At 68.7% G+C, this 23576-nt stretch carries 27 protein-coding genes; 23 read left to right on the top strand and 4 right to left on the bottom strand.

Translation table 11 applies throughout. The features are described 5' to 3' along the window. The first annotated feature begins 30 nt into the window (after window positions 1–30). From AU072_RS21995 to aroQ, 8 genes are read left to right on the top strand one after another with little or no spacing between them, the layout of a single operon-like run. Complete coding sequence (locus AU072_RS21995; protein ID WP_231744757.1) at window positions 31–393, top strand: nuclear transport factor 2 family protein; 363 nt, start codon at window positions 31–33, stop codon at window positions 391–393. Next, entirely contained in the window at window positions 390–878 is a 489-nt protein-coding gene (locus AU072_RS21990; RefSeq protein WP_064415734.1) for a DUF3237 domain-containing protein, read from the top strand. Before AU072_RS21995 ends, AU072_RS21990 begins: the two co-directional genes overlap by 4 nt. Continuing rightward, window positions 875–1348, top strand: coding sequence for a nitroreductase/quinone reductase family protein (locus AU072_RS21985; protein ID WP_064415733.1), 474 nt, complete (start codon window positions 875–877; stop codon window positions 1346–1348). The genes AU072_RS21990 and AU072_RS21985 overlap by 4 nt, the downstream gene beginning before the upstream one ends. Window positions 1349–1364: 16 nt before the next feature. Next, window positions 1365–1979, top strand: coding sequence for a TetR/AcrR family transcriptional regulator (locus tag AU072_RS21980; protein WP_064415732.1), 615 nt, complete (start codon window positions 1365–1367; stop codon window positions 1977–1979). A gap of 37 nt (window positions 1980–2016) precedes the next feature. Continuing rightward, complete coding sequence (gene aroC / locus AU072_RS21975; RefSeq protein WP_064415909.1) at window positions 2017–3228, top strand: chorismate synthase; 1212 nt, start codon at window positions 2017–2019, stop codon at window positions 3226–3228. Continuing rightward, window positions 3228–3875: a shikimate kinase gene (locus AU072_RS21970; protein ID WP_064350774.1), complete on the top strand. Its 648-nt coding sequence runs from the start codon at window positions 3228–3230 to the stop codon at window positions 3873–3875. The genes aroC and AU072_RS21970 overlap by 1 nt, the downstream gene beginning before the upstream one ends. Next, window positions 3868–4944, top strand: coding sequence for a 3-dehydroquinate synthase (gene aroB, locus AU072_RS21965; RefSeq protein ID WP_064350773.1), 1077 nt, complete (start codon window positions 3868–3870; stop codon window positions 4942–4944). The genes AU072_RS21970 and aroB overlap by 8 nt, the downstream gene beginning before the upstream one ends. A 4-nt stretch (window positions 4945–4948) precedes the next feature. Next, window positions 4949–5416: a type II 3-dehydroquinate dehydratase gene (aroQ, locus tag AU072_RS21960; RefSeq protein WP_064415731.1), complete on the top strand. Its 468-nt coding sequence runs from the start codon at window positions 4949–4951 to the stop codon at window positions 5414–5416. Here the strand turns inward: aroQ and AU072_RS21955 are convergent. Next, window positions 5344–6240 carry a hypothetical protein gene (locus AU072_RS21955; RefSeq protein ID WP_064415730.1) on the bottom strand — a complete coding sequence of 299 codons (897 nt, stop codon included), beginning with the start codon at window positions 6238–6240 and terminating at the stop codon, window positions 5344–5346. The two genes, aroQ and AU072_RS21955, sit on opposite strands and share 73 nt — an antisense overlap. A 29-nt stretch (window positions 6241–6269) precedes the next feature. Further along, window positions 6270–6815 (bottom strand): B-4DMT family transporter, encoded by a 546-nt coding sequence (locus tag AU072_RS21950; RefSeq protein ID WP_064350770.1) that lies wholly within the window; start codon window positions 6813–6815, stop codon window positions 6270–6272. A 33-nt stretch (window positions 6816–6848) separates the two neighbouring features. On the opposite strand from AU072_RS21950, the gene AU072_RS21945 reads away from it, so the two are divergent. The 10 genes from AU072_RS21945 (at window position 6849) to AU072_RS21900 (ending at window position 16514) form a co-directional block, all read left to right on the top strand. Further along, window positions 6849–7934, top strand: coding sequence for a M24 family metallopeptidase (locus AU072_RS21945; protein ID WP_064415729.1), 1086 nt, complete (start codon window positions 6849–6851; stop codon window positions 7932–7934). Window positions 7935–7950: 16 nt separating this feature from the next. Further along, window positions 7951–8514 carry an elongation factor P gene (efp, locus tag AU072_RS21940; RefSeq protein ID WP_064350768.1) on the top strand — a complete coding sequence of 188 codons (564 nt, stop codon included), beginning with the start codon at window positions 7951–7953 and terminating at the stop codon, window positions 8512–8514. A gap of 75 nt (window positions 8515–8589) precedes the next feature. Then, entirely contained in the window at window positions 8590–9069 is a 480-nt protein-coding gene (gene nusB / locus AU072_RS21935) for a transcription antitermination factor NusB (RefSeq protein ID WP_064415728.1), read from the top strand. Window positions 9070–9072: 3 nt separating this feature from the next. Further along, window positions 9073–9621, top strand: coding sequence for a hypothetical protein (locus AU072_RS21930; RefSeq protein ID WP_064415908.1), 549 nt, complete (start codon window positions 9073–9075; stop codon window positions 9619–9621). 179 nt (window positions 9622–9800) lie between these two features. Beyond that, the gene (locus AU072_RS21925; protein WP_064415907.1) at window positions 9801–10544 is read left to right on the top strand and encodes a GntR family transcriptional regulator; all 744 of its coding nucleotides are present in this window, start codon (window positions 9801–9803) and stop codon (window positions 10542–10544) included. After that, window positions 10541–10768: a 4Fe-4S dicluster domain-containing protein gene (locus tag AU072_RS21920; RefSeq protein WP_064350766.1), complete on the top strand. Its 228-nt coding sequence runs from the start codon at window positions 10541–10543 to the stop codon at window positions 10766–10768. Before AU072_RS21925 ends, AU072_RS21920 begins: the two co-directional genes overlap by 4 nt. A gap of 10 nt (window positions 10769–10778) precedes the next feature. Next, complete coding sequence (locus tag AU072_RS21915; RefSeq protein WP_064415727.1) at window positions 10779–12206, top strand: ABC transporter substrate-binding protein; 1428 nt, start codon at window positions 10779–10781, stop codon at window positions 12204–12206. Further along, a complete protein-coding gene (locus tag AU072_RS21910; RefSeq protein ID WP_082680642.1) occupies window positions 12203–13054 on the top strand; it encodes an ABC transporter permease in 852 nt (283 codons plus the stop codon). Before AU072_RS21915 ends, AU072_RS21910 begins: the two co-directional genes overlap by 4 nt. Then, complete coding sequence (locus tag AU072_RS21905) at window positions 13051–13812, top strand: ABC transporter ATP-binding protein (protein WP_064415726.1); 762 nt, start codon at window positions 13051–13053, stop codon at window positions 13810–13812. Before AU072_RS21910 ends, AU072_RS21905 begins: the two co-directional genes overlap by 4 nt. After that, window positions 13809–16514: a fumarate reductase/succinate dehydrogenase flavoprotein subunit gene (locus tag AU072_RS21900; RefSeq protein WP_064415725.1), complete on the top strand. Its 2706-nt coding sequence runs from the start codon at window positions 13809–13811 to the stop codon at window positions 16512–16514. Before AU072_RS21905 ends, AU072_RS21900 begins: the two co-directional genes overlap by 4 nt. Here AU072_RS21900 and AU072_RS21895 read toward each other — a convergent pair. Beyond that, window positions 16490–17710, bottom strand: a complete 1221-nt coding sequence (locus tag AU072_RS21895; protein ID WP_064415724.1) for an FAD-dependent monooxygenase — start codon at window positions 17708–17710, stop codon at window positions 16490–16492. The two genes, AU072_RS21900 and AU072_RS21895, sit on opposite strands and share 25 nt — an antisense overlap. A 17-nt stretch (window positions 17711–17727) precedes the next feature. Beyond that, entirely contained in the window at window positions 17728–18930 is a 1203-nt protein-coding gene (locus tag AU072_RS21890) for a serine hydrolase domain-containing protein (RefSeq protein WP_064415723.1), read from the bottom strand. 144 nt (window positions 18931–19074) lie between these two features. On the opposite strand from AU072_RS21890, the gene pyrR reads away from it, so the two are divergent. From pyrR to carA, 5 genes are read left to right on the top strand one after another with little or no spacing between them, the layout of a single operon-like run. Further along, complete coding sequence (gene pyrR, locus AU072_RS21885; protein ID WP_064415722.1) at window positions 19075–19671, top strand: bifunctional pyr operon transcriptional regulator/uracil phosphoribosyltransferase PyrR; 597 nt, start codon at window positions 19075–19077, stop codon at window positions 19669–19671. Beyond that, window positions 19668–20618 carry an aspartate carbamoyltransferase catalytic subunit gene (locus tag AU072_RS21880; protein ID WP_064415721.1) on the top strand — a complete coding sequence of 317 codons (951 nt, stop codon included), beginning with the start codon at window positions 19668–19670 and terminating at the stop codon, window positions 20616–20618. The genes pyrR and AU072_RS21880 overlap by 4 nt, the downstream gene beginning before the upstream one ends. After that, window positions 20615–21907 carry a dihydroorotase gene (locus tag AU072_RS21875; protein ID WP_064415720.1) on the top strand — a complete coding sequence of 431 codons (1293 nt, stop codon included), beginning with the start codon at window positions 20615–20617 and terminating at the stop codon, window positions 21905–21907. The genes AU072_RS21880 and AU072_RS21875 overlap by 4 nt, the downstream gene beginning before the upstream one ends. Before the next feature lie 31 nt (window positions 21908–21938). Beyond that, entirely contained in the window at window positions 21939–22442 is a 504-nt protein-coding gene (locus AU072_RS21870; RefSeq protein WP_064415719.1) for a PH-like domain-containing protein, read from the top strand. Continuing rightward, window positions 22439–23569, top strand: coding sequence for a glutamine-hydrolyzing carbamoyl-phosphate synthase small subunit (gene carA / locus AU072_RS21865; RefSeq protein WP_064415718.1), 1131 nt, complete (start codon window positions 22439–22441; stop codon window positions 23567–23569). The genes AU072_RS21870 and carA overlap by 4 nt, the downstream gene beginning before the upstream one ends. Window positions 23570–23576 lie beyond the last annotated feature (7 nt).

Below are 23576 nucleotides of genomic sequence, written 5' to 3'. Positions count from 1 at the left end.
GTACATACTGCGAGTATGCAAAATGATCTGATGGCTCTATCCGAGCGTTATTTCGCCGCCTGGGCCGACCGCGACCCCGACGCGATCGCCGCTCTGCACACCGAGAACACCTGCTTCTGGACACATCTGGGCGCCGAGCCCGTCGTCGGCCGCGCCGCCGCGCGCGAGGCGTTCGCCGCCGTCTTCGCGCAGTTCCCCGACTTCGCGTTCGAAACCAAACGGGTCCTCTACGGCGAGGCGCACTGGGTGCTGGACTGGACGCTGGTCTCCGGTGGTGTGCGGTTCGACTGCCTGGACCTGGTCACCGTCTCGCCCGACGGGCTGGTTTCGCGCAAGGATTCGTTCATCGACTCCGCCCAGCTGACGGCGACCATGGCGGGGGATCGAGCGTGACCACGGCAGCGGCCGCCCAGCTGCCCCTCGTCGAGTCCCTGCCGGTGGAGCACCTGTTCGACATGCACGTCAACCTGCAACCGGCACAACCGATCCCGACCCCCCTCGGAACCCGCATGACGTTCATCACGACCGGCGGGCACATCGACGGACCGCGGCTGCGCGGTGAGGTGCTTGCCGGCGGCGGGGACTGGCTGCTCGTCGGCGACGACGGCTGCGGCCGGGTCGATGTCCGCGCGACGCTGCGCACCCACGACGGTGTGCTGATCCACTTCGAGAGCGCCGGGATCATCAAGGTGCCGGCCGACGGACTCGACCGGTTGGCCCACGGCGAGGTGCTCGGCTTCGACGAGACCTACGTCCGCACGACACCGAGGTTCGCCACCTCCGACGAGCGATACGCGTGGCTCAGCGAGGTGGTCGCGGTGGGCTACAACATCCTGTCGCCCGGTCACGTCGACTACCGCGTCTACCGAGTGCTGTGAACGACGAACGGCTTGCCCGGCAGTCGAACCGGGTGGTCAACCGCTGGCCGCGTGCGCAGCGGGCGATGGGCCGCGTGCATGCCCGGATCTACCGGGCCAGCGGCGGGCGCCTCGGACGCCGCTGGTTCGCGGGTGCTCCGGTGATGGTGCTCGAGACCACGGGCCGTCGCACCGGTGCGCGGCGCCGCACGCCCGTGCTCTATCTGCGCCACGGTCACGCCGTGGTCGTGCTGGCCGCCAACGCCGGGGCGTCCCACACTCCCGCATGGTGGCTGAACCTGCGTCACGCCGGGACCGGCGTCGTCCAGATCGGCCGGGTTCGCACGTCGGTGCGGCCCCGGGAGTTGACCGGCGCCGAGCGCGAGCGCGCGTGGCAGGCGTTTGTCGGCATGTATCCGCAAGCCGAGTACTACGCCCGCTTCACCGAGCGGCGACTGCCGCTGATCGCGCTCGAACCGGCCGGGTCGTAGCGGTTATCGTTCGGCCGTGACGACGAAGAGCGCCAGGCGCACCCAGGCGGAACGCACCGAGGCGACCGTCTCTGCGCTCGTCGACGCGGCGCGCGCGTTGTTCGCCGAGAACGGATACGAGGCGACCTCGCTGGACGCGGTCGCGGCCCGGGCGCGGGTGACCAAGGGCGCCGTCTACCACCACTTCGAGGGCAAGCGCAGCCTGTTCGAGGCGGTGTTCACCCGCGAGGTCGAGCGGATGGCCGTACCGCTGGCCGAGGCCTATCAGCGTGCCTACGCGCGCAAGAAGGATCCGTGGGACGCGTTCGGGGCGGCCTGCCGGGTGTTCCTCGACGAGTGCCTCGACCCCGGGGTGCAGCGGATCGTGCTGCGCGACGCGTTCACCGCGCTGGGCTGGGAGGAGATGCGCCGGCTGGAGACCCCGCTGCTCGACATGATGGAGGCCGCGATCGCCCGCGCGGTCGACGCGGGCGTGATCGCCAACCGTGCACCCGGACCACTGGCCCACTTCCTGTTCGGGGCCCTGTGCGAGACGGCCATGATCGTCGCGCGGGCAACCGATCAGCGCTCCGCGCACCGCCAGGCCGTCACCGAGCTCGGTCACGTTCTCGGCGGCCTGGTCATCGGCTGATTCGGGGTGAGACGGCCGACGTGGGAAGATGGGACGCGTGTTGCGATGGACCACTGCTGGTGAATCACACGGCCGCGCCCTGGTGGCCGTGGTCGAAGGCATGGTCGCGGGCGTGCACGTCACCTCGGACGACATCGCCGGTCAGCTGGCGCGCCGACGTCTCGGGTACGGCCGCGGCGCCCGGATGAAGTTCGAGCAGGACCAGGTCACGATGCTTGCGGGGGTCCGGCACGGCGTCACGCTCGGCGGCCCGATCGCGATCGAGATCGGCAACACCGAGTGGCCGAAGTGGGAGACGGTGATGGCGCCGGATCCGGTCGACCCTGCGGAGCTGGCCGAAAGCGCGCGCAACGCGCCGCTGACCCGGCCCCGGCCCGGGCACGCCGACTACGCGGGCATGCTCAAATACGGTTTCGACGACGCCCGCCCGGTGCTGGAGCGCGCCAGCGCGCGCGAGACCGCGGCGCGCGTCGCCGCCGGCACCATCGCCCGGGCGTTCCTCTCCGAGGCCCTCGGCGTGGAGGTGCTGTCCCATGTCATCTCGATCGGCGGCTCCGACCCCTACGACGGCCCGCCGCCGCAGGCCGGCGACCTCGCGGCGATCGACGCCAGCCCCGTGCGCGCCTACGACAAGGACGCCGAGAAGTCGATGATCGATGAGATCGAGGCGGCCAAGAAGGACGGCGACACGCTGGGCGGCGTCGTCGAGGTCGTCGCGAACGGCCTTCCGGTCGGACTGGGTTCCTTCACCAGCGGTGACAACCGGCTGGACAGCCAACTCGCGGCCGCGGTGATGGGCATCCAGGCGATCAAGGGCGTCGAGATCGGCGACGGCTTTGCGACCGCGCGCCGTCGCGGCAGCGTCGCCCACGACGAGATGTATCCGGGACCGGACGGCATCATGCGCTCGACGAACCGCGCGGGCGGACTGGAAGGCGGGATGACCAACGGCCAACCGCTGCGCGTCCGGGCGGCGATGAAGCCGATCTCCACGGTGCCGCGCGCCCTGGCCACCGTCGACATGTCCACCGGTGAGGAGGCCGTCGCGATCCACCAACGCTCCGACGTGTGCGCGGTGCCCGCCGCGGGCGTGGTCGTCGAGACCATGGTGGCGCTGGTACTGGCGCGCGCGGTGTTGCAGAAGTTCGGCGGCGACTCGTTGACCGAGACGCGCGCCAACATCGACAACTACCTGCGGGCGGTCGCCGAACGCGAGCCCTCGCCGCAACGGGTCCAGGCTTCGGGCTGATGGCGCCCCGAGCAGTGCTGGTGGGGTTGCCCGGCTCGGGTAAATCCACCATCGGGCGGCGGCTGGCCAAGGCGCTCGACCTCTCGCTGCTCGACACCGATGCCGCGATCGAGGAGACCACGGGCCGCACAATCGCCGACATCTTCGCCACCGACGGCGAGCAGGAGTTTCGCCGGATCGAGGAAGAGGTGATCCGCTCGGCGCTGCAGACCCACGACGGCGTGCTGTCGCTGGGCGGCGGCGCGGTGACCACACCCGGTGTGCGCGAGGCGCTGGCCGGTCACACCGTGATCTATCTGGAGATCAGCGCCGCCGAGGGGGTACGCCGAACCGGCGGAAGCACCGTGCGTCCACTGCTCGAAGGCGGTGACCGCAGCGAGAAGTTCAAAGCGCTGATGTCCGAACGGGTTCCGCTGTACCGCCAAGTGGCGACGCTGCGGGTCAACACCAACCGGCGCAACCCGGGCGCGGTGGTGCGCTACATCGTGGCCCGCCTCGAGAACCCCGAAACCTCCCACCCTCCGCGACGCAAGCGCCGCTCGCCGTGGCGCAGGGGGCCGTCGCAGCTGACCGCCGAACCCAGTACCGAGGCCCCGCCGTCCCCGGCGGCGGTCGCCGCCCGCAATCCGAAGGCCAACCGTGACTGAGCCCGTGACCATAGACGTCCTCGTCGACCCTGCCTACCCGGTGATCGTCGGCACCGGACTGCTCGGCGATCTCGAACGCGTGCTCGAGGGCAGGCACAAGGTGGCGATCCTGCACCAGCCGACGCTCGCGCAGACCGCCGAGGTCATTCGAAGCACCCTGGCGGACAAGGGGATCGACGCACACCGCATCGAGATCCCGGACGCCGAGAAGGGCAAGGACCTGCCCGTCGTCGGGTTCATCTGGGAAGTGTTGGGGCGCATCGGGGTCGGCCGCAAGGACGCGATCGTCAGCCTGGGCGGGGGAGCGGCCACCGATGTCGCCGGGTTCGCCGCGGCGACCTGGCTGCGCGGAATCGACATCGTGCACGTGCCCACCACGCTGCTCGGCATGGTCGACGCCGCGGTCGGAGGAAAGACCGGCATCAACACCGACGCGGGCAAGAACCTGGTCGGCGCGTTTCACCAGCCCGCGGCGGTGCTCGTCGACCTCGCGACGTTGGAGACGTTGCCGCGCAACGAACTCGTGGCGGGTATGGCCGAGATCGTCAAGGCCGGTTTCATCGCCGATCCGACGATCCTCGACCTGATCGAGGCCGATCCCGACGCGGCGCTCGACCCGACGGGCACCGTGCTGCCCGAACTGATCCGCCGCGCGATCGCGGTCAAGGCCGAGGTGGTGGCCGCCGACGAGAAGGAGTCGCAACTGCGCGAGATCCTGAACTACGGCCACACCCTGGCCCACGCGATCGAACGCCGCGAGCGCTACCAGTGGCGGCACGGCGCTGCCGTCTCGGTGGGGCTGGTGTTCGCCGCCGAACTCGGCCGGCTCGCAGGCAGACTGGACGACGAAACCGCCGAGCGACACCGCTCCGTGCTCACCTCGCTGGGACTCCCCGTCAGCTATGACCCCGACGCGTTCGGCGAACTGTTGGAAAACATGGCCGGTGACAAGAAGACCCGCGCCGGTGTGCTGCGGTTCGTCGTGCTCGACGGTCTGGGCAAGCCCGGGCGCCTGGAAGGGCCCGACCCGTCGCTCCTGGCGGCGGCCTACGCAGAGATAGGGCGGTGACGTCATGACCCAGACCGTGCTCGTGCTCAACGGCCCCAACCTCGGCCGGCTGGGCCGGCGCGAACCCGACGTCTACGGCAGCACCACCCACGACGAGCTAGTGACGCTCATCGACCGCGAGGCCGAGACTCTCGGTCTGAAGGCCGTTGTGCGCCAGAGCGATAACGAGGCCGACCTGCTGGGCTGGATTCATGCGGCCGCCGACGCGGGGGATCCGGTGATCATCAACGCCGGCGCGCTGACCCACACGTCGGTTGCCCTGCGCGACGCGTGCAGCGAACTCCGCGCGCCGCTGATCGAGGTGCACATCTCAAATGTGCACGCGCGCGAGGAGTTCCGGCATCATTCGTACCTGAGCGCGGTGGCCACCGGGGTCATCGTCGGGCTCGGGGTGCAGGGTTACCTGTTGGCCCTGCGGTATCTGGCCAGCCTGGGTGAGGATCCGCGTTCGTCGGTGCTGGCCACCGAGTAGCAGATCGCCGTCGAGATCACGGTCGGCAACACGAGGGTGAGCACCAGCACGCAGATGACGATTGCGGGGTTCGGCGCCGTGAGCCAGGCCTCGGGGATGCGGGCCAGGCTGACGGCGAGCCAGGATCCGACGATCGCGAGCACCACGGTGCCGATGGTCGCGAACTTGATCGACCGAAGCTCCAGCAGCGTCGGTTCGGCGGTGTCGGCCAACGACTTCCGCAACGTCCGGGTGCGCAGGTACACCAGCACGAAATCGGCGATGACGAACGCCGCGGCCGCGACGACGATGGTGCCCTCGACCCACACCGCGGGCCGGTGGCCCCACATGAAGCGCAGATAGTCGATCGAGGTCTCGGACACGATCAGCGTCGCCGTCATCGCGGCCGCGAAGGTCAGCCAGCCTCCGAGTTCGGCAAGGAAGCAGTACGCGCGCACGTCGGCGGGGTCCTGGTCGCTCACCTTGTTGACGGCGTGGCTGGCCAGCATCCAGCCGAGCCCGCCGAACAACGCCGCCGCACCCGCGGCCAGCATCCCGGTCGACACCGCACCCTGAGTCCAGGCGATCGCGCAGGTGGCCCGGCGCGATCCGTCGGGCACCTGGGTCCCGGTGATCAAGCTGAACAGAAAGCTGTCGAGCATCAGGACCAGAACGGCCGAGGAGAACAGCGCGAGGGTGTGCACGCCCTCGCGGCTGTTCTTGTCGAACAGCAGGGCGATCGCGGTGATCAGGAAGCCGCCTAGCACCCCGGCGAGCTGTGAGTTCGACGCCGCGGACGACAGCACGCTCCATTGGTCGGACGTGCAGAACTCGTCCGGATTCACAGGGAAACTACAGAGCGCTTGGCCCGGCGCTAGACCCGGTCGTCGCGGGGCGCGGTCTGGGTGGTCTCGTCCGTGCCCGGTTGGCTGACGGCGGCGAACACGTCGGTGTCCGCGCGGTCGTCGTCACCGGCGCGGTGCAGGTGCGGGGTCTGGTCGGCCTTGCGGTCGACGAGCCAGCGGCCGAGCGCCACCCCCGCGAGAGCGAACAGGAACACCAGCAGCGCGGTGAAGGCCGCGAAGGTGGTGAGTTCGTTGACGAGCGCCTCCACGTAGAGCGCCTTGTAGAACAGCGAGATGAACCAGGCCACCGCGCCGCTGACGATCCCGGCGAACAGGCCGGCCAGCAGCCAGATCATCGCCAGGTCGCCGCGGCGGTCCGGGTCCGGATTGGCGCGGGCGTCGGCGCGTCCGTCGACGAACCCCCAGAGGAACACCGCGACGGCGTACAGAACGACCAGCACGACACTGATCAGTCCCGCCTTGGTCTCCCACGCGTTGATCAGCGCGCCCTGCAGCAATCGCACGATCACCATCAGGGCCGCGAACACCAGTCCGCGCAGCAACCACTTACTCATGGGGCCTCACCTTAGCGAGTAGCGTCATCGACCGTGACTATTTCACAGCGCCGGGACCGGCTGCGCGAGCGGCTGGCCGAATCCGGAATCGATGCCATGTTGGTATCGGACCTGGTCAACGTGCGCTATCTGAGCGGGTTCACCGGCTCCAATGCCGCGCTGCTGGTCAAGGCTGATGACGAAACGCCGGTGTTGGCGACAGACGGGCGCTACCGCACGCAGGCGGGGCAGCAGGCGCCCGACGCCGAAATCGTGATCGAGCGGGCCTGCGGACCGCATCTGGCGGGTCGTGCCGCCGCCGACGGAGTGCGCCGGCTCGGCTTCGAGAGTCACGTGGTGACCGTCGATGCGTTTTCGGCCCTGGCGAAGGCCGCCGGCGAGCGGACCGAACTGGTGCGCGCCGCCGGGACGGTCGAGGCCCTGCGCGAAGTCAAGGATGCCGGCGAGGTCGCATTGCTGCGGCTGGCATGCGAGGCGGCCGACGCGGCACTGCGGGACCTGGTCGACCGGGGCGGGCTGCGGGCCGGGCGCAGCGAGAAGGAGGTCGCCCGCGAACTGGAATGGCTGATGCTCGAGCACGGCGCCGACGGTCCGTCGTTCGAGACGATCGTGGCGGCCGGGCCGAACTCGGCGATCCCGCATCACCGCCCCACCGACGCCGTGCTGGCGGCCGGCGATTTCGTCAAGATCGACTTCGGTGCATTGGTGAGCGGCTACCACTCGGATATGACCCGGACCTTCGTGCTCGCGCCGATCGCGGACTGGCAGCACGAGATCTACGCGTTGGTGTCCGCCGCGCAGAAGGCCGGTCGCGAAGCGTTGGCGCCGGGAGTCGCGTGCAAGGACGTCGACGCGGCATCGCGGCAGGTCATCGCCGATGCCGGTTACGTCGAGAACTTCACCCACGGGCTCGGCCACGGCGTGGGGCTGCAGATCCACGAAGCGCCGGGAATCAGCGGCGCGTCCGTCGGTACACTGCTTGCTGGCTCCGCGGTGACTGTGGAGCCCGGTGTCTACCTGCCCGACCGTGGCGGTGTCCGGATCGAGGACACGCTCGTCGTCGGAAACGACACTCCAGACTTGCTCACCCGGTTCCCCAAGGAACTGGCCATTCTCTGACAGGAGTACTACCAACGTGGCAACGACCGCCGACTTCAAGAACGGGCTCGTCCTGGTGATCGACGGCCAGCTGTGGCAGATCATCGAGTTCCAGCACGTCAAGCCGGGCAAGGGGCCGGCCTTCGTGCGCACCAAGCTCAAGAACGTCGTCTCCGGCAAGACCGTGGACAAGACCTACAACGCCGGGGTGAAGGTCGAGACCGCGACGGTCGACCGGCGCGACGCGACCTATCTGTACCGCGACGGTACGGATTTCGTGTTCATGGATTCCGAGGACTACGAGCAGCACCCGCTGCCCGAGTCGCTGGTCGGCCGCGCCGCCGGCTTCCTGCTCGAGAGCATGCCGGTGCAGATCGCCTTCCACGACGGCAACCCGCTCTACCTCGAACTGCCGGTGACCGTCGAGCTCGAGGTGACCCACACCGAGCCGGGCCTGCAGGGCGACCGCTCCAGCGCGGGCACCAAACCCGCGACCGTCGAGACCGGTGCCGAGATCCAGGTGCCGCTGTTCATCAACACCGGCGACAAGCTCAAGATCGATTCGCGCGACGGCAGCTATCTGGGTCGGGTGAATGCCTGACCGGGGCGAGCGGAGCGCAGCGGAGCGACGGGGTGAGTGACCTGAGGGGCGAGCGGAGCGCAGCGGAGCGACGGGGTGAGTGACCGCAAAGGCGATCGGGGAAGGCATCAGGCCCGCAAGCGCGCCGTCGACCTGCTCTTCGAAGCCGAAGCGCGCGGCCTCACCGCAGCGGAGGTGGCCGATGCGCGAAATGCGTTGGCCGAGAGTCAGTCCGACGTATCGCCACTGAATCCCTACACCGTGACGGTGGCCCGGGGCGTGACGGAGCATGCCGCACACATCGACGATCTGATCGCCGCCCACCTGCAGGGGTGGACGCTCGAGCGGTTGCCCGCGGTCGATCGCGCGATCCTGCGGGTCGCGGTGTGGGAGCTGCTGCACGCCGACGACGTTCCCGAACCGGTGGCAGTGGACGAGGCGGTCGAACTCGCCAAGCAGTTGTCCACCGACGACTCACCGGGTTTCGTCAACGGAGTGCTCGGTCAGGTGATGCTCGTGACGCCGCAGATCCGAGCCGCCGCTGCGGCCGTGCGGGGTGAGGGTAGCGGGAAATAGGTGATGCCCACACCGCAGGATTGGGCGCCGTACTCGAGCGTCGACGAAGCGGCCAGGGTGTATTTACGCGACCCCGAACTCGCGCTCGACCAACTGCGGCCGGTGGTGGACCTGCCGATCATCAAGTCGTTCATCATGTCGCGCGGCTACATCGACGAGCCGTGGGGCGAGGAGGACCAAGCCCTGTGGCAGGAGGTCGTCCTCACCGACGGGCACCGGTTGATCATGTGGCGCGCCGATGACGAGATGTCGTCGACCGACCGCGACCGTCGCGTCCTCAACGCATCGGTGCGCACGATCCTGCTGTCGACGATCACCGATCACGTGCTCACGACCGAGTACGAGGTGCTCGACGACGGCACTCGGCGCCTGTCGGAGGTGAGGTTGCGGATGTACACCCAACTGATCACCCGCGTACGGCAGAAGTCGGCCACCGAGTCAGACATCTACTGCGAGTCGTTCCGCTACTACAAGTCCGTCGACAACGGTGGGCTCGCTCAAATGCAACGGCTGCTGCAGTTCGGCCGGGTCCTCTCGCGCAGCATGCAATAACCCCAACTTTCGTTCACCGCGATTGTTAATCGGTCGCCGCAGCGCTGGTGGCGCATACGCGTCCTTCGGCGCAGTTTCACCTGGTAGCCGCCCGGTGCGGGCGGCGCATTGAACGTCGCCGTTTCGAGGCGATGTCGGGCACCGCGCGACGGCTCGCCCACGCCCCTAGCGTGTTCGGCATGTCGCAGCCCGAGCCGACGCCCCTGCGCCGGCCCCGCGCCGATCGCGCCCGGCAGGTCGCCGATGTGTTGCGGCACCAGATCCACGCGGGCGCCTTCGACGGCGGCCTGCCCGCCGAGCACGATCTGGCGGCCGAGTTCTTCGTGTCGCGCAACACGATTCGCGCGGCGCTCACCGTTCTCAAGAACGAGGGGCTGATCGATCGCGGGCCCAAGGTCGGCACCCAGGTGGCGGTGCGGAAGTACGACCACGGGCTCGACGCGCTGGTGGGGTTGAAGGAGACGTTCAAGGACTACGGCGAGGTTCGCAACGAGGTCCGCGCGGTGCAGCGCCTGTCGGCGCCTCCCGCGGTCGCCCGCAGGCTGCGGCTGCAACCGGGCGAGCAGGTCGTCTTCATCGAGCGGCTGCGTTATCTCGGCGACCTTCCGCTCTCACTTGATTTGACGTACCTGGCCCCCGACATCGGGGCCGAGGTGGTGACGCACCCGTTGGAGACCAACGACGTGTTCGCACTCATCGAACAGGTCAGCGGTCACCGGCTGGGCGCGGCGACACTGGCGCTGGAGGCGGTTTCGGCCGACGCGCACTCCGCGGCGACGCTGCAGGTGCCCGACGGCGCGGCCCTGTTGATGCTCGAACGACTCACCAGTCTCGACGACGGCCGGCCCGTCGACTTGGAGTACATCCGCATGCGCGGTGACCGAATCACCATGCGCGGCAGCCTGATGAGGAGCAACCCGTGACACTGATCAACCAACGCGCCGATGTGCCCGTGACGATCGACGAGTCGTTGTGCATACAGGGCTGCACGCTGTGCGTCGACATCTGCCCGCTCGACTCGCTGGCGATCAACCCCGACAACGGCAAGGCCTTCATGCATGTCGACGAGTGCTGGTACTGCGGTCCCTGCGCTGCGCGCTGTCCCACCGGCGCCGTCACCGTCAACATGCCCTACCTGATCCGCTGAGGACCCCACCATGACCAGACCGTTCATCCGCCTGGCCGCGTTGGCCGCCGGGCTCACCGTCGCGGCCTCGGGCTGCGCGCTCGACTCCGCGTCCGATTCCTCCGACGTCGTCAACGTCGTCGTCGGATACCAGTCCAAGACCATCAACACCGTCACCGCCGGCACGCTGCTGCGCGCGCAGGGATACCTGGAGCGTCGACTCGGCGACATCGGCGAGCGCACCGGTACCGAGTACCGCGTGACGTGGCAGGACTACGACACCGGAGCGCCGATCACCGCACAGATGGTCGCCGAGAAGATCGACATCGGATCCATGGGCGACTATCCGATGCTGATCAACGGATCCAAGACGCAGGCCAACGAGCGCGCCCGCACCGAGATCGTCTCGGTGACGGGCTACAACCCCAGAGGCGCACTGAATATGGTTGTCGTCAAACCGGATTCACCGGCGCAGACGCTGACCGACCTCAAGGGCCAGAAGGTGTCGGCCAGCGTCGGGTCGGCGGGCCACGGCATGCTGGTGCAGGCGCTGTCGCGAGCGGGCGTGGACCCCACCACCGGGGTCGAGGTGCTCAACCAGCAACCGCAGGTCGGCGCTTCGGCCCTGGAATCCGGTCAGGTACAGGCACTCTCGCAGTTCGTCGCCTGGCCCGGGCTGCTCGTCTTCCAGGACAAGGCCAAGCTGCTCTACGACGGCGCCGAGCTGGACTACCCGACCCTGCACGGGGTGGTCGTGCGGCGTGCCTACGCGGCCGAGCACCCGGAGGTGCTCGATGCGTTCCTGCAGGCGCAGCTGGACGCGACCGAATTCCTCAACGACCAACCGTTGGAGGCCGCGCGGATCGTCGCCGAGGCCAGCGGGTTGCCGCAGGAGGTGGTGTACCTCTACAACGGTCCCGGCGGCACATCGTTCGACACGACGCTCAAGCCGTCGCTGATCAAAGCGCTCGAAGGTGATGTGCCGTATTTGAAGTCGATCGACGACTTTGCCGACCTGGACGTGGCCGGCTTCGTCGAGGACGCTCCGCTGCGCGCCGCGTTCGACGAGCGCGGCCTCGACTACGACGAGGCGGTGGCGGCCACGGCCAACCCGTCGCTGATCAAGGGCACCGACCCCGTCTGCAACACCGCGGTGACCGATCCCGCCCAGGCCGGTGAACTGTGGCTGGACGGCGCCGACGCCACACAGCCGGCGGCGACGCCCGGGTGCCTGCTCAAGGCCGTTCGTGAGGCCACCGCCCACGGGACGACCATCCGCGCCGCCTACGTGCCCGACACCGAGTTCGGCACCCGCTGGTTCGCCGACAAAGCGATCTGGGTGAAGGACGGCCAAGATTACCGGCCGTTCGCCACCCCCGGCGGTGCGCAGCGGTTCATCGCCGCGCATCCCGGTAGCGCCGCCGTCGACTACGAGCAGGCGTTGGCAGGTGCGGCATGACGACCGTGGCCGAGGTGATCGAATCCCCGGTGCGCGTCGAGGCCGCATCGGTGCGCGACGGGAAGTCGGTGCTCTGGCGCCGCCGGTCGGTACGGGTGGGGTCCGTCGTCGCTGCCGTGGCCCTCTGGCAGGTGTTGACGGCCAACGATGTTCGCGCGTGGCTGCGCTTCGACACCCTCCCGACGGTGACCGAGGTCGCCACCGCGCTCACCGGCCGGCTGGGCACCCAGAACTACTGGCTCGACCTCGGGCAGTCGCTGATCCGGATCCTGACCGGGTTCGGGCTTGCCGCACTCGTCGGTGTCGTCACCGGCATCATGCTCGGCCGATCGACGGTGTTCGCCGACGTGTTCGGACCGCTCGCCGAGCTCGCCCGACCCATCCCGGCCATCGCCATGGTGCCGGTCGCGATCCTGTTGTTTCCCACCGACGAGGCGGGGATCGTGTTCATCACGTTCCTCGCGGCGTATTTCCCGATCATGGTCAGCACGCGTCACGCGGTCCGCGCACTCCCGACCATCTGGGAGGACTCGGTCCGTACGTTGGGCGGCAGCCGCGCCGATGTGTTGCGCCGGGTCGTGCTACCGGGAATCCTGCCGGGTCTGTTCGGCGGCCTCTCGGTCGGCATGGGCGTGGCGTGGATCTGTGTGATCTCGGCCGAGATGATCTCCGGCCGACTGGGTGTCGGGTACCGGACGTGGCAGGCCTACACGGTTCTCAACTACTCCGACGTGTTCGTCGGCATCATCACGATCGGGGTGCTGGGTTTCACGACGGCTGCCGCGGTCGAACTGATCGGCAGGCGAGCGACGCGCTGGCTGCCTCGCGCCGAGGAGAACATTCGATGACCGTCACCGTCGCCCCCGAGACGCTGCAGGGCTTGCGGCTGCAGATCGAGGACGTCCGGTTGTCCTACACCGGCGAACCCGTCGTCGACGGCCTGAGCCTCGACGTGCGCCCAGGAGAGATCCTGGTACTCACCGGACCATCAGGGTGCGGCAAGTCGACGGTGCTGCGCGCGCTCACCGGGCTGTTGCGCCCGGACTCCGGCCGAGTGCTCGCCGACGGCGCCGAGGTCGCGACGACGTCGCGCGACCGGGGCATGGTGTTCCAGGACAGCGCTTTGTTGCCCTGGCGCACAGTGCGATCCAACATCGAACTGGCGTTGCAGCTGCGCGGTGTCCCGCGGTCGGGGCGACGCGAACGCGCCGAGCGGTGGATCGATGAGGTGGGGCTTTCCGGATTCGCCGATTACCTGCCCAAGAGCCTGTCGGGCGGTATGCGTCAACGCGTGCAATTGGCGCGTGGGCTGGCGGGTGCGCCGCGGGCGGTGATGATGGACGAGCCGTTCGCCGCGCTGGACACCCAGACGCGGGCGGCGATGCAGCGCCTGCTGATTCAGACGTGGCAGGCGCACCCGACCACGATCGTGTTCGTCACCCACGACGTCGACGAGGCGTTGATCATCGGCGACCGTGTCGCGGTGCTGGGCCGAGTGGGCCAACCGCTGCGCGCGCTCGTCGATGTGCCCGAACCGCGGGTCACCGACGCCGTCCGTTCCGAAGCACGTACCGAAATCCTTGCTGCTCTTCACTATTCCTCATGAAAATTCCTGAACTCGCCGACACCGTTCGGCTCGACTGTGACGTGCTGGTCATCGGTGGCGGAACCGCGGGCACCATGGCCGCGCTCACCGCCGCCGAACACGGCGCACAGGTGCTGCTGTTGGAGAAGGCGCACGTGCGGCACTCCGGCGCACTCGCGATGGGGATGGACGGTGTGAACAACGCCGTGATCCCCGGCAAGGCGACACCGGAGGACTACGTCGCCGAGATCACGCGCGCCAACGACGGAATCGTCAACCAGCGCACCATCTATCAGACGGCGACCCGCGGGTTCGCGATGGTGCAGCGGCTCGAGCGGTACGGCGTCAAGTTCGAGAAGGACGAACACGGCGAGTACGCCGTGCGCAGGGTGCACCGGTCCGGCTCCTACGTCCTGCCCATGCCCGAGGGTAAAGACGTCAAGAAGGCGCTGTACCGGGTGCTGCGGCAGCGGTCGATGCGCGAGAAGATCCGCATCGAGAACCGGTTGATGCCGGTGCGGGTGCTCACCGACGACACCGGACGCGCCGTCGGCGCGGCCGCGCTCAACTCGCGCACCGGCGAATTCGTCGCCGTGGGGGCGAAAGCGGTGATTCTGGCCACCGGTGCGTGCGGGCGGCTGGGGCTGCCGGCATCGGGCTATCTCTACGGCACCTACGAGAACCCGACGAACGCCGGCGACGGTTACTCGATGGCGTACCACGCCGGCGCCGAGCTGTCCGGGATCGAGTGCTTCCAGGTCAATCCGCTGATCAAGGACTACAACGGACCGGCGTGCGCCTACGTGGCCAACCCGTTCGGCGGGTACCAGGTCAACGCGCTCGGGGAGCGGTTCGTCGACTCCGACTACTGGTCGGGGCAGATGATGGCCGAGGTCAAACGCGAGATCGAATCGGCCCGCGGCCCGATCTACCTGAAGGTCTCGCACCTGCCCGACGAGACGCTCGGCGCGCTCGAGAACATCCTGCACACCACCGAGCGGCCCACCAGGGGCACCTTCCACGCCAACCGCGGGCACGATTACCGCACCCACGACATCGAGATGCACATCTCCGAAATCGGCTTGTGCAGCGGGCACTCGGCCTCGGGCGTGTGGGTCGACGAACATGCGCGGACCACGGTGCCGGGACTGTACGCGGCCGGCGATCTGGCGTGCGTACCGCACAACTACATGATCGGGGCCTTCGTCTACGGCGACCTCGCAGGCGAGCACGCGGCGTCCACGCTCGCCGACGTCGCCCTGCCGGCGGCCCTTCCGCAGGGTCAGCTGCGCGAGGCGCACGACCTCGTCTACCGCCCGCTGCGCCATCCCGAGGGACCGCCGCAGCCGCAGGTCGAGTACAAACTGCGCCGCTTCGTCAACGACTATGTGGCACCGCCGAAGACGGCCACCAAGCTGTCGATCGCCATCGAGACATTCGAGCGCATGCGCGACGAGATCTCCGAAATGGGCGCGACGACACCGCACGAGCTGATGCGCGCCGTCGAGGTCTCGTTCATTCGTGACTGCGCCGAAATGGCGGCGCGTTCATCGTTGACGCGCACCGAATCTCGGTGGGGCCTCTACCACGACCGGGCCGACCTGCCGCAGCGTGACGATGAAGGTTGGCGGTATCACCTGAACCTGCGCAAGGATTCCGACGGGTCCATGGCGTTCGTCAAACGGCCCGTGGCACCGTATTTCGTGCCGGTGCCCGATCTGGAGCACCTGCCCTCCGATGATCCGGTCACGCACGTCCACCAGCCACCGATCGCTATCGGCCGGGCTCCCGCTGACGGCGCATCACGGATCCGGCGCGCCGCGCCTGCCCAGCCGCCGTCGCCGCGTATCGCCGCGGTGCTCGCGCTCGAGTTGCCGTCGGTCCCGGAGCTGGCCGAGTTCCTCGCCGACGCCGATGCAGGCGTGCGGCGCACCGCGGTGGCCACGCTTGTGGAGCATCTGCCCGATGGCTACGAGGCGCCGCTGATCGCCGCACTGGCTGATACCGATGCCGGCGTCCGGCGGACCGCCGCCGACGGGGTGCGCGAGTTGGTCGAGGTGCTGAGCTCCCCGGAATCTGTTGCAGCGCACGTCCAGTCGTCGGATCCGGTGGTGCGCGCGGTGACGATCTACCTCCTGTCGTCGCGTCGTGTGGGTACCGAGGACGTGTATCGTCGCGCCCTCGGCGACGCCGATCACCGCGTGCGGATCGAGGGCGTGCGCGCGCTGGTGTCGGTCGACGACGCCGATGGGGTGGCGGCGGCCGCCGGTGACGACAACCGTGAGGTTCGCATCGCGGCGGCTAACGGATTGGCGACGCTCGGCACGGGCGCCGACGCCGTGCGCCGGTTGGTGGGCGACACCGACCCGCTTGTTCGTGCGGCGGCGCTCTCAGCGCTCGGCGCGGTCGGATGGGGCGGCGATGACGAGCCGGGTGTGCGCGAAGCGCTCACGGCGCCGGCCTGGCAGGTACGCGAGGGCGCGGCGCGCGGGCTTGCGGGCGCCGCACCGGCCGTCGCCGTTCCGGCGTTGTCGGGGGCGCTGACCGATCAACACCTCGACGTCCGCAAGGCCGCGGTGCTCAGCCTGAGCCGTTGGGTGGCCTCCGAACAGGCGGCGCGGGATGCGTTGGAGATCGCGCTCAAAGACGGCGACGCCGACGTACGGGCCCACGCCCGGCAGGCCTTGGCGCGCGCGGGCTACGACACGGACATCGCCGGATAATCCGGCAGCTCGATCGAATCGGCCGTCGTGAACCACAGCCGTGCGGCCACCGGTCGAAACGGCCAGCGCTGCATCCATTTCATCACCGCCGCGTTGACCGCGATGTCGGACTCCGACATCGGTGCGTACCGGTCGATCGTGTTGTTCAACCTTTGGCAGGTGTCGACGTATGGGCGCATTCGCGATTCGTATCGCGCCAGTGCGTCGGGCAGGCCGTCGGCCTCGAACGAACTCGCCGGGCCCAGTTCACCCGCGAGAAGATAGGCGCCGACCAGGGCAAGGCTCGTGCCCATACCCGACAGCGGCGATGCGCAGTATCCGGCATCACCGACCAGGGTGACGCGTCCCGTCGACCAGGACGGCATGTGGATCTGGGCGAAGGAGTCGAAGTAGAAGTCGTCGGCTTCGCCGGCGGCGGCCAGCAGCGCGTCGCATTCCCACCCGGCGCCTGCGAACCGCTCGACGAGGATCTGGCGTTGTTGGTCGAGGTCGTGCCGGTCGTACTCGATGGGTTCGGACCGAAAAGCCAGGCCGGCCTTGGCGATTGCGGGGTCGTGGGAGGGGCGCATCGAGGCGTTGAGGCCGCCGGGCGCCTGGTAGAGCAGATACCAGCCGTCGAGTCCGACGCTGTCGGGTGCGGAGAACCACGCGTTGTACCCGCCGATCGGGTTGACGAACTGGTCCTCGGGACCGAAAGCCAGGCGGCGCACCGCCGAATGCGGACCGTCGGCCCCGACGACGAGGTCGGCGTGCAGCACCGAACCGTCGGTCAGCGTCGCCTCCATTCCCGCGTCGCCTTCGCGGAGTTCGGAAATCCGCTGTCCGAAACGGTATTCGACCGAGTCCCGGGTGGCCTGGTAGAGCACCTCCACCAGATCGCCGCGCAGGATTTCCAGCTTCGATACCAGACCGTTGCCGCCGAACGCCGTCACCGGCATCTCGGCACGTCTGCTGCCGTCTGAACGCACCCAGGCCGCACCGCGTTGCTCAAGTGCGCGGGCCCGCATCTGGTCGATCAGACCCATGCGCTCGACGACGTCGCCACCCGCCCCCCGCAGATCGACCGTCTGGCCGCCGGGCCGGACACCCGGCGCGACCTCCACGACGGTGACGCGATATCCGTTGCGCGTCAACCAGAACGCCAACGACGGCCCGGCGATCCCGGCACCACTGATCAGGACGGTCTGCTGGGTCACCCCGCCAGACTAAACGGTCAGATGTCGAGCGCCTGGTAGGTCCGGCGGACGAATTTCGGCTGGGCGCTCTGCAGTTTGGCTATCGAGGTGTTGCCCGCGATCGCGGCCATGTCGACGTTGATGTCGGGCAGGTTCTGGATCAGGTAGATCAGGATCAGGTCCGCCGACGGGTCGGCCTGCCACCAGGTGCCGTAGGCGCCGGGCCAGCTGAACGTGCCCAGCCCGCCGGGTCCGAACAGCGGACGGGATTTGGCGGGATTGGTCACCACCGACAGGTTCAACCCGAATCCGCGACCGACCCAGAACGGCGCGCCGAGGAAGTTCTGGCGCTTCTGCTCATCGGTCAGCCGGTCAGTGCGCATCAGTCGCACGGATGCCTCGGACAGCACCCGGACGCCGTCCAGCGTGCCACCGGCCAGCAGCATCTGCGCGAAGCGCAGGTAGTCGTCGACGGTCGACCACAGGCCGGCACCGCCGGTGCAGAACGGTGGATCGGTGATCGGCGCGGGCCCCATCACGTCGTGCTGCAGGGTGTTGTCCTTGTCGAGCTTGTACATCGTCGCGGCGCGGTGTCGTCGCGACGTGCCCACCGAGAACCCGGTGTCGGGCATCTGCAGCGGCTCGAAGATCCGTTCGCGCAGGATGTCGGAAAGCGGTTTGCCCTCGATCCGCGACATCGCGATGCCCAGCACGTCGGTGGCGTGGCTGTAGGTGAGCCGGTCGCCGGGCTGGTGCACCAGCGGTAGGGCGGCCAGCTCGGCCAGCCAGCGGTCCTGATCCTGGCGGAACGACATCCGGCCGTACGCGCGGCTCAACGGACCCAACACCGAGAACGCATAGGCCAGGCCGCTGCGGTGCGTCATCAGGTCGTCGAACGTGATGAGGCGCCGGGCGGGCGTCGTCTTCTCGAGGTCACCCTGCGGGTCGACAAGAACGTGCATGTCGGCGAGTTCGGGCACCCACGTGGCGATCGGGTCGGTGAGCGCGAAGCGGCCTTCCTCGACAAGACTCATCGCGGCCGCGACCGTCACCGGTTTGGTCATCGAGGCGATGCGGAAGATCGTGTCCCGCTGCATCGGTAGTCCGGCGTCGACGTCGCGGTGCCCCAACTCGTTGACCTGGAGTACTTCACCGGCGTGCCACACCAGGGTCACCGCCCCGGCGAGGAGCCCGGCGTCGATCGCCTCGCGGATGGACGCGTGGTTGCCGTCGAGTTTCATCGCGGCAAGCCTACTGACGCGCCGGTGCGGGCAGGCCCCTTCGTGGCGCGACCGGACCACGGCTGTCCGGGTGCTAAGCTTCCCCGCAGTTTCGACGTCCTTTAAGGAGCCGTCCAGAGAGGCGGAGAAGGAGGTCAGAGTCGCTTGGGCGCGCATGAAGGCTCGTCGGGCACCGACCGGGAGCTGATGTCCGCAGCGGACGTCGGCCGCACCATCTCCCGCATCGCCCACCAGATCATCGAGAAGACCGCACTCGACGGTGCCCCCGGCGATGCCAAGGCCCCGCGCGTCGTCCTGCTCGGCATCCCCACCCGGGGCGTGACGTTGGCCACCCGGCTCGCCGAGAAGATCAAGGAGTTCTCCGGCGTCGTCGTTCCTCACGGCGCGCTGGACAACACGCTGTACCGCGACGACCTCGACTTCAAGCCGCCCCGTGCTCTCGAGGAGACCTCGATCCCCGAGGGCGGGGTCGACCAGGCCCTGGTCATCCTCGTCGACGATGTGCTCTACACCGGCCGCTCGGTGCGCGCGGCACTGGATGCTCTGCGCGACATCGGCAGACCGAAGGCGGTGCAACTGGCGGTGCTGGTCGACCGCGGTCACCGGGAGCTGCCGCTGCGCGCCGACTACGTGGGCAAGAACGTGCCCACCGCCCGAACCGAGAACGTCAAGGTCCGGTTGGTCGAAGACGATGGCCATGACCGTGTGTCCATCGCGCCGTACGGAGGTCCGATCAGGTGAAGCATCTTCTCTCGGCGGCGGATCTGTCGCGCGACGATGCGCTGGCGATCCTCGACAATGCCGACCATTTCAGCCAGGCCCTGCTCGGTCGCGAGGTCAAGAAGCTGCCCACCTTGCGTGGCCGCACGATCATCACGATGTTCTACGAGAACTCGACCCGCACCCGGGTCTCCTTTGAGGTCGCGGGCAAGTGGATGAGCGCCGACGTGATCAACGTCAGCGCTTCGGGATCGTCGGTGTCCAAGGGTGAGTCGCTGCGCGACACGGCCTTGACGCTGCGCGCCGCGGGAGCCGATGCGCTGATCCTGCGTCACCCCGCCTCGGGAGCACCGCAGCAACTCGCCGAGTGGACGGCCACCCCGGACGGGCACGGTCCCGCGGTGATCAACGCCGGCGACGGTACCCACGAGCACCCCACCCAGGCGCTGCTCGACGCGTTGACCATGCGTCAACGCCTCGGCGACATCGAGGGCAAGCGGGTGGTGATCGTCGGCGATGTGCTGCACAGCCGGGTCGCCCGCTCGAATGTGCTTCTGCTGCACACCCTCGGCGCGGAGGTGGTGCTGGTCGCACCGCCGACGCTGCTGCCGGTCGGGGTCGCCGACTGGCCGGTCACGGTGTCGCACGACCTCGACGCCGAACTGCCGCTGGCCGACGCCGTACTGATGCTGCGGGTGCAGGCCGAGCGCATGAACGGCGGATTTTTCCCGTCGGCGCGGGAGTATTCGGTGCTCTACGGCTTGTCCGAGAAGCGCCAGGCGTTGCTTTCGGGCAACGCGGTGGTGTTGCACCCGGGCCCGATGGTCCGGGGTATGGAGATCGCGTTCTCCGTCGCCGACTCGCCGCAATCAGCTGTGCTGCAACAGGTTTCGAACGGTGTGCACATCCGGATGGCGGTGCTGTTCCACCTCCTGGTGGGCGCCGAGAAGGAGGCCATCAGCGTATGAGCACGCTGATACGAGGGGTCCGGCTCTACGGCGAGGGCGATCCCGTCGACGTGCTGGTGTCCGAAGGACAGATCGCCGACATCGGTGCGGAACTTCAGATTCCCGACGATGCCGACGTCATCGACGCCACCGGCCAGGTGCTGCTGCCCGGCTTTGTCGACCTGCACACCCACCTTCGTGAGCCCGGCCGCGAGTACGCCGAGGACATCGAAACCGGTTCGGCCGCAGCGGCTCTCGGTGGGTACACCGCGGTGTTCGCAATGGCCAACACCAACCCGGTGGCCGACAGCCCGGTGGTGACCGACCATGTCTGGCAGCGAGGTCAGCAGGTGGGTCTGGTCGACGTGCATCCCGTGGGCGCGGTGACCGTCGGGCTGGCCGGCGCCCAGCTCACCGAGATGGGCATGATGGCCGGCGGTGCGGCACAGGTGCGGATGTTCTCCGACGACGGCATCTGCGTGCACGACCCGCTGATCATGCGCCGCGCGCTCGAATACGCCACCGGCCTCGGCGTGCTGATCGCCCAGCACGCCGAGGAGCCGCGACTCACAGTCGGCGCCGTCGCCCACGAGGGCCCCAACGCCGCCCGGCTGGGGCTGGCCGGGTGGCCGCGCGCGGCCGAGGAGTCGATCGTCGCGCGCGACGCGCTGCTGGCGCGCGACGCCGGCGCGCGGGTGCACATCTGCCACGCCTCCACCACCGGCACCGTCGAGATCGTGCGATGGGCGAAATCACAGGGGATCTCGATCACGGCGGAGGTGACCCCCCACCACCTGCTGCTCGATGACGAACGGCTGGCCACCTACGACGGGCGTTACCGCGTCAACCCGCCACTGCGTGAGGCCTCGGACGCGCGGGCGCTGCGCCAGGCGCTGGCGGACGGGATCATCGACTGTGTGGCCACCGATCACGCCCCGCACGCTGAGCACGAGAAGTGCTGCGAGTTCTCCGTCGCCCGTCCCGGCATGCTCGGATTGCAGACCGCGCTGTCGGTGGTGGTGGAGACGATGGTGCGCCCGGGGCTGCTGACCTGGCGGGACGTCGCGCGGGTGATGAGCGAGCGGCCCGCCCGAATCGTCGGGCTGCCCGATCAGGGCAGGCCACTGGAGATCGGCGAGCCGGCCAACCTGACCGTGGTGGACCCCGACGCCACGTGGACCGTCGAAGGTTCCGCTCTGGCCAGCCGCTCGGCCAACACGCCGTACGAGGCGCTCGAACTGCCCGCGGCGGTCACGCTGACGTTGTTGCGCGGCAAGGTGACTGCGCGGGACGGGAAGTGCCCGGCGTGAACTTCGAGCGAGTAGCGCGGGCGGATCGCGCATGAACACCGGTACGCTCGTGGGATCGCTGGTCATGGCCGCCGTCGTGGCCGTGCTCATCGCGGTGCTGATCCAGGCGATGATCCGCGGATGGCGTCGTCGCGCAGAGCGTCAGGCTGAACTGATCGGCACGCTGCCTGCGCTTCCCGACACCGTCGGGCCCGCGATCGTGCCCGCCACCAAGGGCCTGTACGTCGGCAGCACGCTGGCCCCACATTGGAACGACCGAATCGTGGTCGGCGACCTGGGCTTCCGCGCCAAGGCCGTGCTGACCCGTTACCCCGAAGGAATCATGTTGCAGCGCAGCGGCGCCCTGCCCATCTGGATCCCCGACGAGGCGATCACCGAGATCCGCACCGAGAAGGGGATCGCGGGCAAGGCGATGACGCACGAAGGCATTCTCGCGATCCGGTGGCGGTTACCGTCGGGCACCGAGATCGACACCGGGTTCCGCGCCAACGACCGCCGCGAGTACTCGCACTGGGTGGAACAGGAGGCGGCGTGAGGGCAACAGGCAAGGCTGTTCTTGTGCTCGAGGACGGCCGCGTCTTCACGGGCACGACGTTCGGCGCGGTCGGGCAGGCGCTCGGTGAGGCGGTGTTCTCCACCGGTATGTCGGGCTATCAGGAGACGCTCACCGATCCCAGCTACCACGGGCAGATCGTGGTCGCGACGGCACCGCAGATCGGCAACACCGGATGGAACCACGAGGACGCCGAGAGTCGCGGCGACAAGATCTGGGTGGCCGGTTACGCCGTGCGCGACCCCTCGCCGCGGGCCTCGAACTGGCGGGCCACCGGCACGCTCGACGAAGAACTCGAACGTCAGGGCATCGTCGGCATCGCGGGTATCGACACCCGCGCGGTGGTGCGCCACCTGCGCAGTCGGGGGTCGATGAGGGCCGGGTTGTTCTCCGGGTCGGCGCTGGCCGACCCCGACGAACTGCTCGAGCGGGTGCGCAGTCAGCCCGGCATGCTCGGCGCCAACTTGGCCGGAGAGGTCAGCACCGACGCCAGCTATGTGGTGGAACCCGAAGGGCCACAACGGTTCACGGTCGCCGCCATCGACCTTGGCATCAAGACCAACACCCCGCGCAATTTCGCGAGGCGCGGTATCCGCAGCCACGTGCTGCCCGCGTCGGCGACCTATGAGCAGATCGCCGACCTGAAACCCGATGGCGTGTTCTTGTCCAACGGCCCCGGCGACCCCGCCACCGCCGACCACATCGTGGCCGTCACCAAGGAGGTGCTCGGCGCGGGTATTCCGCTGTTCGGCATCTGCTTCGGCAACCAGATCCTGGGCCGTGCGCTGGGACGCTCGACGTACAAGATGGTGTTCGGCCACCGCGGGATCAACGTGCCGGTGATCGACCATCAGACCGGGGCGGTCGCGATCACCGCGCAGAACCACGGTTTCGCCCTCGAGGGCGAGGCGGGGGAGCGCTTCGACACCCCGTTCGGCGAGGCGATCGTGAGCCACACGTGTGCCAACGACGGCGTCGTCGAGGGCATCAAACTCGTCAGTGGGCTGGCCTTTTCGGTGCAGTACCACCCGGAGGCCGCGGCGGGACCGCACGATGCGAACTATCTGTTCGACCAGTTCGTCGACCTGATGGCAGGGGAAAACAAGTGACGTCGTC

It is taken from the genome of Mycolicibacterium novocastrense (assembly GCF_001499835.1).
Classification (GTDB): Bacteria; Actinomycetota; Actinomycetes; order Mycobacteriales; family Mycobacteriaceae; genus Mycobacterium; species Mycobacterium novocastrense.
This window is presented reverse-complemented; position numbering and strand designations above follow the sequence as displayed.